Consider the following 16,215-nt stretch of genomic DNA (forward strand, 5'->3'; position numbering starts at 1 on the left):
ATACTTTGTGCCTTTGAGTCTTTGTGGTGAAAATTCAAAACTCGGCCACACCCTTGAGCCGCGCGCGCTCGATGAGCAGGATGCTGGCCCCGCTGGTGAGCATGAGGATGACGCTCAGGGCGAGGGCGCGGCCAAAGTTGAGCGCGCCTGGTTTGCCGATGAACGAGTAGATAGCGAGCGGCACGGTTGGAAATTCGGGGCGGGTGAGGAGGGCGGTTGCGCCGAACTCGCCGAGCGAGATGGCGAAGGCAAAGGCCGCCGCCACCAGCGCCGCCCGTCCGATTAATGGCAAATCAATCCGCCGCCACACTTCGGCCTGGCTCGCGCCGAGCGTGGCCGCCGCCCCTCGCCACTGCGGGCGAATGCTCTGCCACGTGGGCAGGAGCGTGCGAACTACAAATGGAAATGCAATGAGCGTGTGCGCCAGCGGAATAAGAATTGGCGAGGCGCGCAGGTTGAACGGCGGCCGGCTGAAGGCAATGAGAAAGCCCAGGCCGAGGGTAACGGCTGAAGTGCCGAGAGGGAGCATGAGGAAGGGCTCGATCAGTTGGCTCCACCCCCCAACCGCTGTCGCGCCCCCTGACGGAACAGCACCGTCAGGAGAGGGGGAGTCGTTCGGGCGAGGGTTCGCTAACATCCACGCCGTCGGAAGACCCAACATCAACGAGAGCGCAACGGTGACAACGGCATATCGAGCCGAGTTTCCTACGGCGCTGATGGGCGTGTAAAAAAAGGCGGCTCCCCGTTCGTTTTCAAACAAGGCGTGGTAGTAGTCTAAGGTCAACCCGGTTTGAAACGCCCCGCGTTCCCCCTGATCAGCTTCCAGCTTTATGATGGAGCGGACGGTAAGCGCCGTGAGCGGCGAGAGTAGTAACACAAACAAGCCGGCGATGACGATGGCGGCCAATGTCTTTTGCTTGAGCGAGGTGAGTGGACGCTGGGTGAACTCAGTGGAACGCAAAGTAGCGGCGCGCGTGACACTGGCCGAGAAGCGGGTGTAGAGAATCGTCAGGGCGAGCGTGCAAGCCAGTTGCAGGAGCGAGAGCGCCGCCGCCGCCGGCAGGTTGAAGAAGGCGAAGGTCTGGCGATAAATCTCAACTTCGAGCGTGGCAAACCTGGGGCCGCCGAGGACAAGCACTACGCCGAAAGAAGTGAAGTCGAAGATGAAGACGAGCAGGGCGGCGGCGAACAAAGCGGGCGCCAGCAGAGGCAGGGTGACGGTGGCAAATGCGCGGAGAGGACTCACGCCCAGAGTCCGGGCGGCTTGAGAGAGGCGCGGGTCGAGGTGGCTCCAGTAGTCGCCGACCAGGCGGATGACGATGGTGGTGTTGTAGAAAACGTGGGCCAGGACGATGGCGGCCAAACCGGAGAGAGTCAATGCCGGCAAGTTGAGCACGGCCAGTCCCAAATTGATCCAGCCGCGCTCGCCAATCAGGGCATTGAATCCGGCGGCGACGACGAGCGTGGGCATGACGAAAGGCACGGCGGTGAGGGCGCGCAGAAGACTCTTGCCGCGAAAGCGATGGCGGCCTACCAGGTACGCGCCCGGCAGGCCGACGAGGAGCGTGGCAATAGTAGACAGCGTTGCTTGCCAAAATGTGAAGCCGACGACGCGCCAGGTGTTCGAGTCGGCGAGCGTTGCCAACATGCCGTCGCCGCCGCTCAGGCCGATGATGGTTGCCATCGGGTAAACGTAGAACAGGGCGAAGAAGGCGAGCGGCAGGAGCCAGAGATAGCGAAACATGAGAAGAGAGAAGAGAGAAGAGAGACGCTTCTCTCTTCTCTCCTCTTTTTACTTTACGACGATCTCCGTCCACTCCCTGATCAGCGCCTCGCGTTTGTCGGCGATGATCTGCGGGCTGAGGCTGACGGGCGACTCGACGGTGGGCGTGTACTTCACGAACACGTCGGGCAGTGTTGCCGACGGCAGGGCCGGGTAGACGAACATGTTGAGCGGCATGTCTTCCTGAAACGTCTTGCTCAACATGAAGTCAATCCACTTCTCGGCCAGGCCACGGTTCTTCGTGTCTTTGAGAATGCCCACGAACTCAATTTGCCGGAAGCACGACCCGGCGCTGGCGACGCTGGCCGTCGGCGAGTCACTCAACGGCTGGCTGGCGAAGAAAACTTCGGCGGGCGGGCTGGAGGCATACGAGACGACGATGGGGCGCGGCCCTTTGCCGCTCGACCCACTGAAGTCGGTGTAGTAAGCCGTCTCCCAGTCGGCGGCAACTTTGACATCGTTCTCGCGCATGGCCGCCCAATAATCGCCGAAGCCTTCGTCGCCGAAGGCAGACCAGGCGGCAAGGACGAAAGCCAGACCGGGGGAGGACGTGGCCGGGTCTTCGACGACGGTCAGACCTTTGTACTCCGGCCGGGTGAGGTCGGTGAGGCCGCCGGGTGGCGGGAGACCTTTTTCTGCAAAGTAGGCTTTGTCGTAGTTCAGGCACACGTCACCGTAATCCACCGGCAGAGCGCGATTCTCGTCGTCCAGTTTGAGAGCGGCGGGAATCTCAGCCAGGGCCGGAGCGTCGTAAGCTTCAAACAGTTCTTCGTCGAGGGCGCGAGAGAGCAAGGTATTGTCCACTCCGTAAAGCACGTCGGCCAGCGGCGCGCTCTTGTTGAGGATAGCTATATTCAGCATCATGCCTGCGTCGCCCGACTTGAGCACCGTCACCGTGACGTTGTTGGCCGACTCGAATTCTTTCAGCACCGAGTCGGTGACGGTGAACGAGTTGTGCGTCATCACCGTGAGCGAGCGCGGCCCGGCAGGCGCGACGCAGGCGGCGAGGAGCAAAGTTAGAGTTAGAGTGAGGAGTGAGAGTTTTTTGGACATGGAGTCTCCTGAAATGAACAACCCGCAGGGGGCTGTGCCTGAGACAATGAACAATGAGCAATGAAGAAATCCGTTCAATCAGGTAAATCCGTTGACCCTGATTGTCACACAAATCAAAAGCCCTTTGGTCAAAGCAACAGTGACCTGCGGCTCAATCATCACGTTGCTAATGCCGCGCGTGGAGCCGAAGTTCAACGTTTCGCCGCTCAGCGGATATTCGAGACCGGAGGTGGTGATGCCGCTGGCGTCGCCGCCGACGGGGATCAGAGAGATGGTATCCCCGGCAGTGCCGGCGAAGGTCAGTTCGCCCGGCCCGCGCAGCAAGCTGATCTCTTGAGTTCCATCAAGCAGGCGAATGCGAGTTGAGGACAGTGCGGGCCAGGCGAGCAGGAGCAAATTAGCAAGCGTCTGATCCCAGCGCCCGCCCAGCGCGCCGAGAACGATAATGTCGTCTGCGCCTCCGGTCAGCGCAAAGTCGAGCGCGAGTTCCAGGTCGGTTTGGTCTTTGCGGGCCGGGTGGCGGATGATGCGCGTCCCGGCGGCTTCGAGCGCGGTCAGATCAGTGGGCGCGAGTGAGTCGAAGTCGCCGATGAGGATGTGAGGGAGAACACCAAGAGCGAGACAGTGTTTGGCCCCGCCGTCGGCGGCGATGATGGTGTCGGTCGGTTGGACGACGGCGCGGGCGGCGTCTAAATCTTGGAGTTCGCCGTTGGCAAAAATGACAGTGCGTATGCTTCGCAACAAAACACCCTCCGCCGGGGAGGGTGTGAATGCAAAAGGCTATCAGCTTCCCTCCGCCGGCATTATCCGGATCAGGTTCGCGGGTCGCAGAGTGGGTCTCTGCCTCTCAGCCTGGACGTTACCAAGCTCCCCGTGGTTGGTTTGTTATGCCTGCATGATAGCAAGCGCGGACATGAGTGTCAAGAAGATATTTTAGCCTCAGCCCGGCTCAGCCATTCGTTGACTTTGGCGTTCACAGAGGACTTTGCCCGTCTTCAAAATGTGGTTGAGAAAAGAATGGCGGTCTTTGACACAGGCTTGCACTTCAGCCGGAGTATAGGCCAGAATGTCAACCGGAAAGGTGCGCGGACGCAGAGCGCGGCTGATCAGTTCCTGGCGCTTGTCGCGGCGCAAGTCTGATTCGAGGATCACCAGTAAATCAAAGTCGCTCTGTTCGGTGGCCTTGCCAGCCGCCTGCGAGCCAAACAGCACGATTTTCTCAGGCCGGATGCGCTCGACCAGAGTTTGGGTGATTTGATGTAGGTGTTGTTCCTGTTTGGCAGTCATTAGAGGAAGGTTGCTCTGCTCAAATCATACCACCGAATGAAATTGAAAGGCGACAGCCGCCGAAGAATGACCGGCGGTTGAAGTGACGATAAATAGGAACATCCCGAAGGCGCAAAGCAAACCTTCGGGATGTTTCATAAATAATGGAGCGTCAAGAGAAAATCCACCTCTTTGCATTATGTTTTTATCCGTGTCACCTTGTCACTCGTAAACCACACATATCTCTGGTTGCCACGTTGAGCACCATACACCCACCGTTCTTTTATATTCTCTGCTGTAACTTCTTTATCATCCACTACTGTTGGGTTTCCCCAAGACAATGCTACCATCTCTTTTGTCATTCCCACAGCTATCTGCTTTTTCCGTATAAGAGCCGCAAATTCAGTTCCGAATTTTGACTCTATATCTTTGATACGAGTAGCCCGCTGTCGAGATCTTATGATCCTCATAGCGAGAAAAACGACTACTAACAGCGGAATGCCAAAAAAACACAAGCCGGCGATACATAGAGTTGCCATATCCTGACTGTTCATAATGCTTTCCCTCCAGTATTTGCTTTTGATACAAAAGAAACGGTTACTAACCCACGATCCACTCGGCTTGACGAGCATATCTCAGTTTGCGGTCATTTACCTCATCCTCCGCTTCCACTCATCCTTCAACTCCAAACTCGTCAAATCTTTGGCTTCGAGGAAGTCGGCCACCAGGCGGCTGAACTTGGGCGGGTCGTCGAGCATGGGGAAGTGCTTGCCGTCTTCAAACGAGATGTGGTGCAGGTTGGGCTTGCCGCCGTTGAACCACTCCTCGAGCGGCGGGGTGATGGCGGCGTCTTTGTCGCCGTTCACCAGCAAAGTAGGAGCATTCGTCCCGTTGAGTTCGGCCATCAGGTCGGTCGCGCCGATGTATTCCATTGATTTTTGAATCACCGCCGGGTCGAGCTTGTTGGTTTCGGTAATGACTTCGGCAGAGCCGGGGCCTTTGCCCACCAGCCAGTCGAGCAGAGACGGCACGTCCGACGACGTAAAGCGAGGATTGATGGATGTCTTGTTGAACGGCGTGCCAATCGTCATCAGCTTCACCACCCACTCCGGGTGCTGGGTGGCAAAGCGCAGGGCCACCACGCCGCCCAGCCCGTGGCCGACGAGGGCCAGCTTGGCCACGCCGAGGGTATCCATGAATTTGGTGATCAGTTCAGCCTGAGTGTCGAGGTTGTAATACATCGGCTTCTTGCCGGAGTCGCCGAAGCCCCACAAATCTATAGCGTAGGTGCGGTAGCGGGCCGAGACGGCCTGCATCGTCGGAATCCAGTAGCGCCACGAGCCGAGCCAGCCGTGGATGAACAAGACGCCGGGGCCGCGCCCCAGCACCTCGTAATGGACTACATCGTCGTTGACGACAATGGCGCTCATCGTATCCTAAGAACCATATAACCCATGCACTCTAATCCGCCCCTATCTTTGGTTCCAGGTTGCCCCTGGTTCTGCTGGGGCGCTTCCCCTGAAGAATCAAAGGTAAACAAAGAACAAAGGGACTTAGCGGATTAGAGCGTTCCACTTCTCACTCCGTCTTCTGCCCCAGAATTTCAGCCACGCGCTTGATCAATTGATCGGGCGCGAAAGGTTTGAGAATGTAATCGGCTGCGCCGACCTCGAGGCCGGTTTGAATCTCGCTTTCCTGGCCCTTGGCCGAAAGGAATACGACCGGGACGTCTTTGAGCTTGTCGTCGGCCTTCATGTGGCGGCAGGCCTCGTAGCCCGTCATCTTGGGCATGCGCACGTCCATCAAGATCAGCTCCGGGATGGACTCGCGCGCCGCCGCCAGCGCCTCTTCGCCGTTGGCGGCAGACAGCACCTCGTGCCCGGCGTAGCGCAGGGTAAAGGTAATCAGCTCCCGGATGTCGCGTTCGTCTTCAGCAATCAGTATTTTCGCCATAGCAATTCCCCGTTCTCAACTGGCAATTTCTAATTTCTCCGGCGCAAGTTTCAGGCGCAAATGGAACGTGCTGCCTTTCCCCGGCCCCTCGCTCTCGGCCCAGATGTGGCCGCCGTGCATTTCCACCAGGCGTTGAACAATGTTCAACCCCAGCCCGGTTCCGGCAGAAGCCAGCACCAGCGGGTCTTCGCCCCGGTAGAACCGTTCAAAAATGCGGCCCAACTCCTCCTCGGTCATCCCGATGCCGTTGTCTTTAACGCTAACTTGAACGGAGTTGGCGTCGCAATGGGCCGACATGACGAGGGTGCCGCCGGGGTTGGTGTAGGTGAAAGCGTTGTCGGCCAGGTTGGTGACAATTTGCGCCAGGCGCTCGCGGTCGGCCAACACCGGCGGCAGGTCGGGTGGGATGTTAGTGATCACCGTCATGGGCCGGTTCTGGGCGGTGATGCGGCCCTGCACGTGGTTGGCCGCGTCCCGGATCACGTCGGCGATGGACACCGGAGTCAGCTTGAACTCTACCTTGCCCGACTCGATCTTGGACACGTCAAGCAGATCGTCCACCAGAATTCGCAGACGGTCGGCGTTGGATTTGATCACTTCGAGGGCGCGGCCCTGATCTTTGTTGACAGGCCCGACCGCGCCCATGAGCAACAAGTCGGCGTAGCCTTTGATGGCCGTCATCGGCGTTCGTAGTTCGTGGCTCACCGTCGTCACAAATTCCGTCTTGAGCCTGTCCACTTCCACTTCGCGGGTGATGTCACGGAAGATGGACACCGAGCCGAGATATTCGTCGGTGGAGGTGACCGGCGAAAGCAGAATGGCGACGATGCGTTTGTCGTCGAGTTCGATGCGCTCGGCGATGGCGTCGCCCGGCTGATAGCTGGATGGATCGTTGCTCCAATGATTGATGGCCTCGGCCAGCTTGCGCGCCCCGGAGCCGTAGAGTCCCATGAAGTCGCCCACCACCCGCGAGAGAACGTCTTCGCGGGTGAGTTTGAGGATGCGCTCGGCGGTGGCGTTGAAGAGGATGATCCGCCCGTCGGGGTCGGTCACCATCACGCCATCACCCACCGACTCAAGGATGGCCCGGCTCTTGGAGGCTTCCACCTGATTGGCGCGCAACATGCCGCCCAGCCGTTCAGCCTGATCGCGAATGAGGCGATAGAGTTCGGCGTTGTTGATAGCCGAGGTGACCTGGTTGGCGGCGGCGGCCACCAGCCGCAGTTGGTCATCGCTGAAGGCGTTCCTCTCGTTGCTGTAGAAGATCATCGCGCCCAGCGCGTCTTCGCTGGAGATGAGGGGCACGCAGATGGCCGAACGGTGGTCAGGCGTTTGAGGCCGTTTGATCCAGCGCTCGTCTTCGTCCAGGTCGGGAACGATGATGGCTTGCCGGTTCTTAATCACCCAGCCGGCCAGGCCCTCGCCGCGCCGGAAGGGAGCCACCTGCCCGCCGGGCGGGAGCTGGAAGTTGACGCCCAGGGCGGCGCGATAAACAAGCTGGTCGGATTGCGGGTCGAGCAGGAAGAGGCCGCCCTGAGTGCCGCCGATCACTTCGTTCACCAGGCTGAGGGCGCGGGTGAGCACGCGGTCGAGATCAAGGTTGGCCGAGAGTTCGTTGGTGATGCGCAGAAGCGTTTCCACCCGGTCACGCTCTTTCTCCAGGTCGGTGGTGCGCTCGGCCACGCGCCGTTCCAGGTCGAGGGCATAGGTTTGGACGGTGGAGAACAGGCGGGCGTTGTCGAGGGCGATGGCCATCTGGTTGCCCACCTGCGAGAGCAGGCGCAGTTGCGATTCGGTGAAGTAGTAGGGTTGCTCGCTCTGCACCGAGAGCACGCCGGTGGCCGCGCCGCGCACGATGAGGGGCACACCCAGCCAGGCGCGATACTTAGCCTCGGTGGAGTAGCCAATGGCCACAGCAGTGCTGTCGCGCTCCAGATCGCCGATCATCAACGGCTGTTGGGTGTTAAGCACGTACTCGCTGAAGGTGTTGCCAGTCCGGGCCAGCAGGCTCGGCCCGCGCCGCTCTCCACGCTCTACCATTTCCACCGTCATCTCGTCGCTGTCGGTCAGCATGGTCAGCGACACCGAGTCCACCTGCAAGAGTCGCTGGACGTTGTCGAAGAGGTAATTCGTCAAACGGTGCAGGTCGAGTTCCTGCAGGGCGGTCACGCCCAGATCGTAAAGGGCCGAAAGCTCGGCGCTGCGCTGGCGGGTCTCAGACAACAGCCTGATCTTTTCGATGGCAACGGCCAACTGGCTGGCGATGGTGGACAAGATGCGCTCGTGCCCGGCGTTGAAGGCGTTTTCGTATTTGAGGTCTTGCACGGCCAGGACGCCGATCACGCGGTCCCCGGCCAGCATGGGCACGCCGAGGTAAGACCGGGCGCGGCTGTCGCCGGTGTGGATAGCGCCAAGTTCTTCCAACTTGACGCCAATGTCTCCGGTGAGCAATAGCGATTGCCGCGTTTGAATAATGTAGTTGGAGACGCCAACCGGTTCGTGGGGCGTCACTTCGGCCAGCTTGCCGTCATCGTAAAACATCGGGAAGGTGAGCAGGTTGCGAGTCGGATCGTAGAGCGCCAGATACAAATTCTGGGTGTTGAGCATTGCCCCAAGTTGCTCCGGCAGAGAGGCGAACAACTCGTTGAGGTCGGTGGCGGCGGTGATCACCCGCGAGACCTGGTTGATGGCGCTCAGTTCCGACAGGCGCAGTTGGGTCTCGTCGTAGAGCCGGGCATTTTGAATGGCAACGGCAGTCTGGTTGGCAATGGTCTGGGCCAGTTCGATCTCGCCCGGCTGGAAGCGGCCACGCTCGCCTTGATCGACGGTGAGACTGCCGAGCAATTGGCCGCCGGCGATGAGGGGAACGATGAGGGCCGATTTGACCCGCCTCTGCAGGAGCATCTGGCGGGCCTGTTCGGCCAGCAGTTCGGTGTGGAGAACGTCGTCAATCATCACCGGGGCCAGCGTTTCGCGCAGGCGATCCACCAGCGGGTTGTTGGCGAGCGGAATGGTGACGATGGCGGTTTGAGCCGAGCGGTTGACGGGGAACTCGGCCAGCACGTTGCCAACGCCGGCCCCTTCGTCGTAGATGATGGCCCCGACTCGCGAAATCTCCAGGGCCTTGCTCATCTCGCGAACGGCGATCTCAAGGATGCGGTCGAAGTCGAGGGTGGTGTTGAGCGAGGTGGAGATGCGGTTGAGCAGGGCCAGCCGTTGCGAGCGGTCGTTGAGTTCAAGGGCGCGCTTGACGCTTTCTTCAAAGAGGCGGGCGTTGTCGAGGGCGACGGCGGCCTGGTTGGCAAAGGCCATGGAGAGCACGGCGTGGTTGGCCGAGTAGAAGCCCACTTCCACTTTATCGAGGGCCAGCAGGCCGAGCACCTGGCCTTTGCTGATGAGGGGCGTGCCCAACCAGGAGCGGGTGCGGCTGATGATGCCGGCCGGGAACCGGTCGTCGCGCCGCACGTCGGGCACGATGATGGTTTGTTGAGCCTCCGACAGGTCTTTGAAGAGGCGGCTGTCTTCCACTTGCACCATCAGGCCGATCTGCTCGGTGTTGTTCTCAAAGCCGCGCGCTCCGGCCACGATCAGGAAGTCCTCTTCGTGAATCCAGAGGGTGGCGCTGTCGTAAGGGATGACGCGGCCCACCTGTTCGAGCACCAGGGTGATCACGTCTTCCTGGCGCAAGGTGGACGAGATGACGCGCGAGACTTCGGTGAGGGCTTGCAGTTGAGTGGCGCGTTCGCGCACGTCGGCTTCGAGGCGGGCCTGGGCGGTCACGTCTTCCACCAACAGCACCACGCCCGTCACTTGTCCCTCGCGCCGCAGTGGGTAGCCGTAGAAGTTGCTGACGATGGAAGAGCCGTCGGAAGCCGCGTCGCGGATGACGATGCGGTCAATCGGCTGGCCGGCGGTGACGGCCCGTTGAACCGCGTCGGCCAGACCGAGGTCACGGTAGATCGAGCGGAAGTCGAAGAGGTTCTGGCCGATCAGTCCGTCCGTCCAACCGAACGTCTGCCGCATCCAGCCGTTGAGGCTGAGCACCTTGCCCTGAGTGTTGAGGACGACCAGGCCCTGTTGCAGGGACTCAAACACGGAGGCGCTGAAGGCTTGCAGTTCCTGGGTTTCGGCCACGAGCCGGGTGTTCTTGGCGAGTTGCTCATTGGTTTCCGCGTCGAGGCGGATGTTTTCGACGCCGACGCCGATCTGGTTGGCCAGGATGGTGAACAGGTCAATGTCTTCGTTGGTGAACGGGCTTTGGGTTGATTGACTGCCCACCAGGCCAACGCCGATCAGGCGGCCACTGATAAAGATGGGCAGGGCAATGAAGGAGCGCAGTTCGAGCGCCTGAATGAATTTAGACTCGCCCCAGCCGCGCTGGCCGAGGTCGCGGGCCAGGAGAGGCGTGTTCAGTTCGACGATCTGCGAGAGCGGGTTGAGCCAGCCGAGCAAGGCGTTGAGATCGTTTTGCGGATGGATGTTCCCGGCCTGGGTTACCACTTGCAGGCCGTTGCCGTTGCGCAGGAGAGCGATGAGGCACACGTCGAGGGCCATCTCGCGGACGGTGGCTTCGGTGACTCGTTGCAGGAAGGCGATTTCGGTCTTGGCCTCGGCGGCCTCGCTGGCGATGCGGTGCAGGGCCAACAGGCGCTTGGCGCGCTGTTCGGTCTGCTCGATGAGGTTGCTGAGTTCGATCTCTTTGCGGGTGAGGGCGCGCGAGACGGCGTCGAGGTCGCGATACGACTTTTGCAGCTCGGCCAGGCCGTTGCTCAGTTCGGCGGCGCGGTGCTCGGCCTCGTCGTAGAGACGCGCGTTTTCGATAGCCAGCGCCGCCTGGTTGGCAAAGATTTCAACCGTTTCAATCGTGAGTCGATCCGGGGCGCGGCCATTGCGCGGATCGTCGAGGCTCATGATGCCCAACGATTGACCGCCAGAGCCGATGAGGGGCACAAACAAGAAATCGTCCTGGTGCCACTCGCCGGGTTTAGTGGCAGGCACGTTGCGAGGCACCAGACCGGATTCGACATTTTGCAGTTCGGGCGGCGTGCGGTCGTGCGGAATGTAGTACGACTGGCTGACGCGGAACTCCGTCTGGAAAGCGACTTCGTAGATCGGCCAGGGCGCGGGGTTGTTCTTGAGGCGCTCAAAAGTGGCGATGGGCACGCCGGCGGCGGCGATGCGTTGGGCCAGGTTGGTGTCCGGGTCGAGGACACTGATCAGCACCACGTTATAGCCCACCGCTTCCTGCAAACCAAAGGCAATAGATTCCAGATTCTCGGCCAGCGGTTTGTCGGAGCGCACCGTGCGCGAGATTTGCAGGAGTTGCGAAAGCTGGTCGGCCCGCAGGCGCAGAAGCTCGCCGCGTTGAAGCTGTTCCTGGTAACGCTGGGCGTTGCCCACCGCAATGGCGGCCTGGGCGGCCAGGGCCTGCGAAAAGTCGAGCATGGCCTGATCGAAGCCGTTGACCTTTCGGCTATGCAACTCGATGACGCCCACCGTGTAGCCCTGATAGATGACGGGCATGATGAGGATCGAGCGGACTCCCTCGTGAGCCACCGGGGCGGCGGCCACTGCCGGGTCGGCGTGGACGTTTCCCAGGGCGTCCGGGGCCAACAGGTCGGGCACGATCCGGCTGGCCCCGCTGGAGGCGGCTTCCACTTCCAGCAGGTTGAGGCCTGTGGTTTCGGTATGCTGGCCGAGCCGCATCCGCGCTTTGAGCGGCGCGGCTTCAATATCGAGCAGGACGATACTGCCACAATCGGCGCTGGTGGCGCGGATGGCTTCGTTGTAAACGCTTTGCAGAATGCGCTCCAGTTCGAGCGTTTGATTCAACTCGCGGCCCACGCGGGTGAGGGAGGTGAGTTGATCGATCCGGCGGCGGAGGGTGTCGTCGGTGGCCGAGGCCAGCCGCTCGCGCTCGATGGCCGAGGCCAGTTGGGCGGCGATGGTGGCGGCCAGATCGAGATCGGCGCGGGTGAATTGGTATTCGCGGCGCGCGCCGAGCAACACTTCGCCAATGCTGTGATCCTGCACGGTGAGCGGCACGGCGATCACACTTTCCACGCCAAAGTGCCGCAGAGTGCGCTGGTAGATGTCGGGGATGCGGCGGTCGTGGCTGGCTCGCCGCGAGTAGAACGGGCGGCGGGTGACGGCGACGCTGAACCGGAAGGAAGGGTCGTCCACCTTCAGGCGGGCAAACTCGGCCTCAGCCACGTCGCCGCCGAATTGCGACCCGGGCTGAGGCAGGAACTCGCCTTTGGCTTCGTCGAGCAGAAGGACAATGCCCATGTCGGCCCGGAGCAGTTGAGCGGTGCGGGCCATCACCTCGCGATAAATTTCTTCGAGGCTTCGGGCCGAGCCGGCGATCTCGGAAATGTTGCGCAGGACTTCGGCGCGCTTGAGGCGCTCTTCGGCTTCGCGCACCAGGCGGGCGTTGTCAATGAGGACGGCGGCTTGCCCGGCGAAGATGCGCAGGAGGCGGGCGTCGTCTTCGGTGAAGGGCGTGTTGCTGAGTTTGTTGGAGACCTGCACGATGCCCAGCCGATTGCCGCCGACGATCAACGGAACCAGCAGGGTGGCGCGCACGCCCACGCTCTCGGCGATTTCCTTCAGCCCGATCTCGGCCACCATCGGGTCGTCGAAGACGTTGTTGGAATACCAGTGATCTTCGTCGCGCCAGAGCCGGGCCGCGTGGCTGTCGGGCGTGAGCGGGATGCGATACAGTTCGAGGAAGGCTTCGGGCACACTGCCATGAAATGGCGGCTGGCTTACCAGCGCCTGTTGGCTTTCGTCGTAGAGCAGGAAGCCGCACAGTTGAACATTCATCAACTTGGCAATGCGGGCGGTGAGAGTGGCGAACAATTCGCGTGGGTCGCCCAGGGCCAGGCCGGTTTGGGCCACCTGGGCTAGGCCGGAGAGTTCGGCCACGCGCGTTTCCTGCTGGGTGTAACGTTGCGCGTTGCGAATGGCAATGGCGGCCGGCCCGGCCAACAACTCCAGCAGTGAAATGTCCTGCTCGGTGTAAGTGTTGACATCGTAAGAGGCCAGTTCCAGCGTGCCCACCAGTTCCTGGTCGAGGCCGTACAACAGCGGCGCGCCGATGATAGACTGGAAGGGAAAGTCTTCCGTGCCCGGTTCGGGGAGCAGTTCCGGCGATTGTTCGACATCGCTGATGAGGAGTGGTTTTTTGTTGCGGGCGATCCAGCCGGAGTAGCCCTGATCGATCCGGTGCGACGGCGTGTCGCGATCAATGCTGATCGTGTAACTGCGGTCACCGGCGCGGGCGCGCGGGCGGAGCACTCCGGCCTCGGCGTCCCACAAATTCACCTCACCCAGGTGGTAGTCCATGATCCGCGAGACGGTTTGCAGGATGTTGTTGACGGTGACTTCCAGATCGAGGCTGGCCGAGATGGTCTTGCTGATCTCGTTCAGCGCCGCCAGCGAACGACCGGAGCGTTCGTCGGTGCGCAGAAGGTTGAGTTGGGCCGTCTCGCGCATCATTACCACAAACTGGGCCACCGCGCCGGGGATGCGGACGGAGGTGGCCTCGAGCGGGCGGTTGGAGACGGTGATGTTGCCAGAGATGAGCGTTGGCGGGAGAAGAGGCGCGGGCCAAAATAGACCAGGATCACCACCCCTCCCAACAGGGCGGCGCCCAGGATAATAGCCGTAATGGCAATGCCGGTGAAAGTCGTCAGTTCCATTGCGCTCTGCGCCAGATAAACGGGCCGCGATGTTTACTCGGCGTCGCTCCGCCGGGCCTCGGCGGCTTGCTCGGTGATCTCGCGAATGTCGGAGAAATCGTTGGCCGAGGTGACAATGCCAACCTTCAGAAGCATGAGCGGCATTTGCTGGTCGGCGTTGTTGTCGCCTTTGGTGATGATAAAACCGCGCTCGCGATCAATAAAGGAATAGTGGGTCTTGATCTCTTCGGCGAAGCGGGCCTTGAGCCGGGCGCGGATGGCGGCGGCATTGGACTCGCCGGCGATGACGATGAAGTTGTCGCCGCCGGGGTGGCCGATAAAGTCGTTGGGCGTGCCGTGTTGATCCACCACTTCGCGAATGAGCAGGGCCGTAAACCGCAAGACCTCGTCGCCGGCCACAAAGCCGTACACTTCCTTGAACGGATCGTAGGTCTCGATTTTGCAATCCATGTAAGCCCAGTCGGCGGCGCGCATAATCTTGCGCAGTTCATCCTCGATCAGCCGGCCCGAGGGCAGGCCGGAGCGCGGGTCGGAGAGGTTTTGCAGTTGCGAACGGGTGATGGCGTTTTGCACGCGGAGCTTAAGCTCTTCGATGTCGAACGGTTTGGTGATGTAATCGTCCGCGCCCAACTCCAGCCCGGCAATGCGGTCGGAGCGCTCGTCCTTTTGCGTCAGAAAAATGATGGGGATGTGACTGGTGCGGGTGGTCTGCCGCAGTTGGCGGCAGACGGCGTAGCCGTCCATGTCGGGCAACATGATGTCGAGCACGATCAAATGAGGCAATTGCTGGCGGGCAAGCGTCATGGCCTCGCCTCCGCGCGGAGCTATATTCACGTCGTACCCCTGGCCGCTGAAATAAATCCTCAGCATGTTCGAAATGTCGAAGTCGTCTTCTACGATCAGGATTCTGCCTTTAGCCATTGCATTACCTCCCAAATAAGGAAACCCGGAGCGGGCGAGGATGGATAGCTTAATCTTACTTTAGACCGAGATCGGCGGCAACTTGAGAGCGGCGCGAACATCCGGCCCCGGGCCGCCTGTTCATGGTCTGGCGTTCATGGGGGTCACCACGACTCCCGGACTTCCTCCCCCAACCGGGGATAGAGCCGGGGGTGCTTGCTCGCATCTTTGAGTTTGTGATGGTCGCTCTCTTCATATATTACATTCTTGCTGATCACTCGCCGCTCGGGTGAGGCGAATAAGACAACATCAGACTCGATAGTACGGGCCGGATAAATGATCAGGCCACTGCCTATCCGGCAGTTGTGGCCGACACTGCCACCCAGCACCGGGCGGCCCGCCTCGGCCAGCGAGCCATCTCCGGCCAGCGCCCGGAGCGGGGCCGGGATGAGATTGTAATCGGTGAAGGTGTTGCCGGCGCCGATGAAGGTGTTGCGGCCCACCACGCACATTTGCAGGCAGGTGTTCTGGGCCACCATGGTGTGATCCATGAGCGTCGTCAGATAGAGCGCGGCCCGGAAGGGCAGGAAGCACCCGTCGCCCACCACGCTGAGCATGAGTTGGCAACCCTGAGAGATGGTGGTGTTATTGCCGATGATGCAGTTGTCAATGACGACCCCGGCTTCAATGTTGACGTTATCGCCGATGCTGGTGGGGCCGAGGATGACGGCGCTGGGGTTGATGCTGCAATTACGGCCAACGGTGACGAGCCTGGAGGAGGAAAGCACTTGCCGTTGTTCCAGCAAAGCCTGCCAGAGCACTTGCAGTTTGAACATCAGGTCATTCTCGATGCGGGCTTCGACGCGCGCCCCGCGCGAGAATAAGCCAAAGATGGCGTCGGCGATGAAAATGTGGACCCAGCTTTCGATAGAAAGGCAACTGCGTAACGGAACCTGAAAGGTAAGCTGGCCTTTCTCGGTCGCCATATAAGTCGGGATTCGATAGTAGCCGATCTCACGCTCCTGGAAGTCAATCACCAGCGGCTCGGTGTGGTTCACCGGCCCGTTGGGGAAATACCAGAGGTCGGCCAGGTAGAGGTCGTCGTACTGAGTGTAGCCTTGAGCGAGGGGCAGGGCGTGTTGGGTGAAGGCTTTGTTGGTCTTGGCGAAGGCGGCCCGGCGAGGGCGGCCCGACTTGATGGCTTCGGTGAGAAACGCGGTGAGGTAGCCTTCGTCGAAAAACAAGTTGTCGCGATAAACGACCTGCTCAACCGGGTCGGAGGGAACGTCGGTGAACTGGCCGGACGGGACTTCACGCTCTTCGGTGGCATAGGGCGCCAGCAAGTCGCGCTGGTGGAGCCAGAGCGGCTTGTTGTGCACGCGCAAGTCGCGGGCGGGTTCGTTGAAGGGCGAGAGATAACAGTTGTGCCGCAGGATGACTTTTCGCATAAAGGCGCGTTCTCAGGCAGGCTGATCGTAACGCAAATAAAGCATCCGCGCCATGCGCTGGCAGGGCGGGAGGCCGGAAAGTATGGGCCGTTCTCAAGGAAATACTAGC

Annotated in this window: 11 protein-coding genes and 1 riboswitch; all 11 genes read right to left on the reverse strand. The window is 60.8% G+C overall.

All coding sequences use genetic code 11. From position 1 onward, the window contains the following. Window positions 1-34: 34 nt before the first annotated feature. The 11 genes from HYZ49_00885 to HYZ49_00935 all read right to left on the reverse strand — a co-directional run bounded on the left by HYZ49_00885 (window position 35) and on the right by HYZ49_00935 (window position 16,106). The gene (locus HYZ49_00885; protein ID MBI3240836.1) at window positions 35-1,744 is read right to left on the reverse strand and encodes an iron ABC transporter permease; all 1,710 of its coding nucleotides are present in this window, start codon (window positions 1,742-1,744) and stop codon (window positions 35-37) included. Window positions 1,745-1,792: 48 nt separating this feature from the next. After that, window positions 1,793-2,836: a thiamine ABC transporter substrate-binding protein gene (locus tag HYZ49_00890; protein ID MBI3240837.1), complete on the reverse strand. Its 1,044-nt coding sequence runs from the start codon at window positions 2,834-2,836 to the stop codon at window positions 1,793-1,795. A 78-nt stretch (window positions 2,837-2,914) separates the two neighbouring features. Then, entirely contained in the window at window positions 2,915-3,577 is a 663-nt protein-coding gene (locus HYZ49_00895) for a thiamine diphosphokinase (protein MBI3240838.1), read from the reverse strand. A gap of 31 nt (window positions 3,578-3,608) precedes the next feature. Then, window positions 3,609-3,720, reverse strand: a riboswitch (TPP riboswitch). 55 nt (window positions 3,721-3,775) lie between these two features. After that, entirely contained in the window at window positions 3,776-4,123 is a 348-nt protein-coding gene (locus tag HYZ49_00900; protein ID MBI3240839.1) for a nucleotidyltransferase domain-containing protein, read from the reverse strand. A gap of 176 nt (window positions 4,124-4,299) precedes the next feature. Continuing rightward, a complete protein-coding gene (locus tag HYZ49_00905; GenBank protein ID MBI3240840.1) occupies window positions 4,300-4,656 on the reverse strand; it encodes a hypothetical protein in 357 nt (118 codons plus the stop codon). Between the two features lie 96 nt (window positions 4,657-4,752). Next, entirely contained in the window at window positions 4,753-5,532 is a 780-nt protein-coding gene (locus HYZ49_00910) for an alpha/beta hydrolase (protein MBI3240841.1), read from the reverse strand. Between the two features lie 148 nt (window positions 5,533-5,680). Beyond that, window positions 5,681-6,055: a response regulator gene (locus HYZ49_00915; GenBank protein MBI3240842.1), complete on the reverse strand. Its 375-nt coding sequence runs from the start codon at window positions 6,053-6,055 to the stop codon at window positions 5,681-5,683. Window positions 6,056-6,070: 15 nt separating this feature from the next. Further along, window positions 6,071-13,555 (reverse strand): GAF domain-containing protein, encoded by a 7,485-nt coding sequence (locus HYZ49_00920; GenBank protein MBI3240843.1) that lies wholly within the window; start codon window positions 13,553-13,555, stop codon window positions 6,071-6,073. Then, the gene (locus HYZ49_00925; protein MBI3240844.1) at window positions 13,555-13,758 is read right to left on the reverse strand and encodes a hypothetical protein; all 204 of its coding nucleotides are present in this window, start codon (window positions 13,756-13,758) and stop codon (window positions 13,555-13,557) included. Before HYZ49_00925 ends, HYZ49_00920 begins: the two co-directional genes overlap by 1 nt. A 33-nt stretch (window positions 13,759-13,791) precedes the next feature. Further along, window positions 13,792-14,679: a response regulator gene (locus HYZ49_00930; protein ID MBI3240845.1), complete on the reverse strand. Its 888-nt coding sequence runs from the start codon at window positions 14,677-14,679 to the stop codon at window positions 13,792-13,794. Between the two features lie 143 nt (window positions 14,680-14,822). Continuing rightward, on the reverse strand, window positions 14,823-16,106 hold the full coding sequence (locus HYZ49_00935; protein ID MBI3240846.1) for a multidrug transporter: 1,284 nt from the start codon (window positions 16,104-16,106) through the stop codon (window positions 14,823-14,825). Window positions 16,107-16,215 lie beyond the last annotated feature (109 nt).

The sequence above is a fragment of the Chloroflexota bacterium genome, from assembly GCA_016197225.1.
GTDB lineage: Bacteria > Chloroflexota > Anaerolineae > Anaerolineales > VGOW01 > VGOW01.

Coding starts and splice junctions, on each gene's coding strand:
- HYZ49_00885 (MBI3240836.1), bottom strand. CDS start 1,744: ATGTTTCGCTATCTCTGGCTCCTGCCGCTCGCCTTCTTCGCCCTGTTC.
- HYZ49_00890 (MBI3240837.1), bottom strand. CDS start 2,836: ATGTCCAAAAAACTCTCACTCCTCACTCTAACTCTAACTTTGCTCCTC.
- HYZ49_00910 (MBI3240841.1), bottom strand. CDS start 5,532: ATGAGCGCCATTGTCGTCAACGACGATGTAGTCCATTACGAGGTGCTG.
- HYZ49_00905 (MBI3240840.1), bottom strand. CDS start 4,656: ATGAACAGTCAGGATATGGCAACTCTATGTATCGCCGGCTTGTGTTTT.
- HYZ49_00915 (MBI3240842.1), bottom strand. CDS start 6,055: ATGGCGAAAATACTGATTGCTGAAGACGAACGCGACATCCGGGAGCTG.
- HYZ49_00935 (MBI3240846.1), bottom strand. CDS start 16,106: ATGCGAAAAGTCATCCTGCGGCACAACTGTTATCTCTCGCCCTTCAAC.
- HYZ49_00920 (MBI3240843.1), bottom strand. CDS start 13,555: ATGATGCGCGAGACGGCCCAACTCAACCTTCTGCGCACCGACGAACGC.
- HYZ49_00930 (MBI3240845.1), bottom strand. CDS start 14,679: ATGGCTAAAGGCAGAATCCTGATCGTAGAAGACGACTTCGACATTTCG.
- HYZ49_00925 (MBI3240844.1), bottom strand. CDS start 13,758: ATGGAACTGACGACTTTCACCGGCATTGCCATTACGGCTATTATCCTG.
- HYZ49_00900 (MBI3240839.1), bottom strand. CDS start 4,123: ATGACTGCCAAACAGGAACAACACCTACATCAAATCACCCAAACTCTG.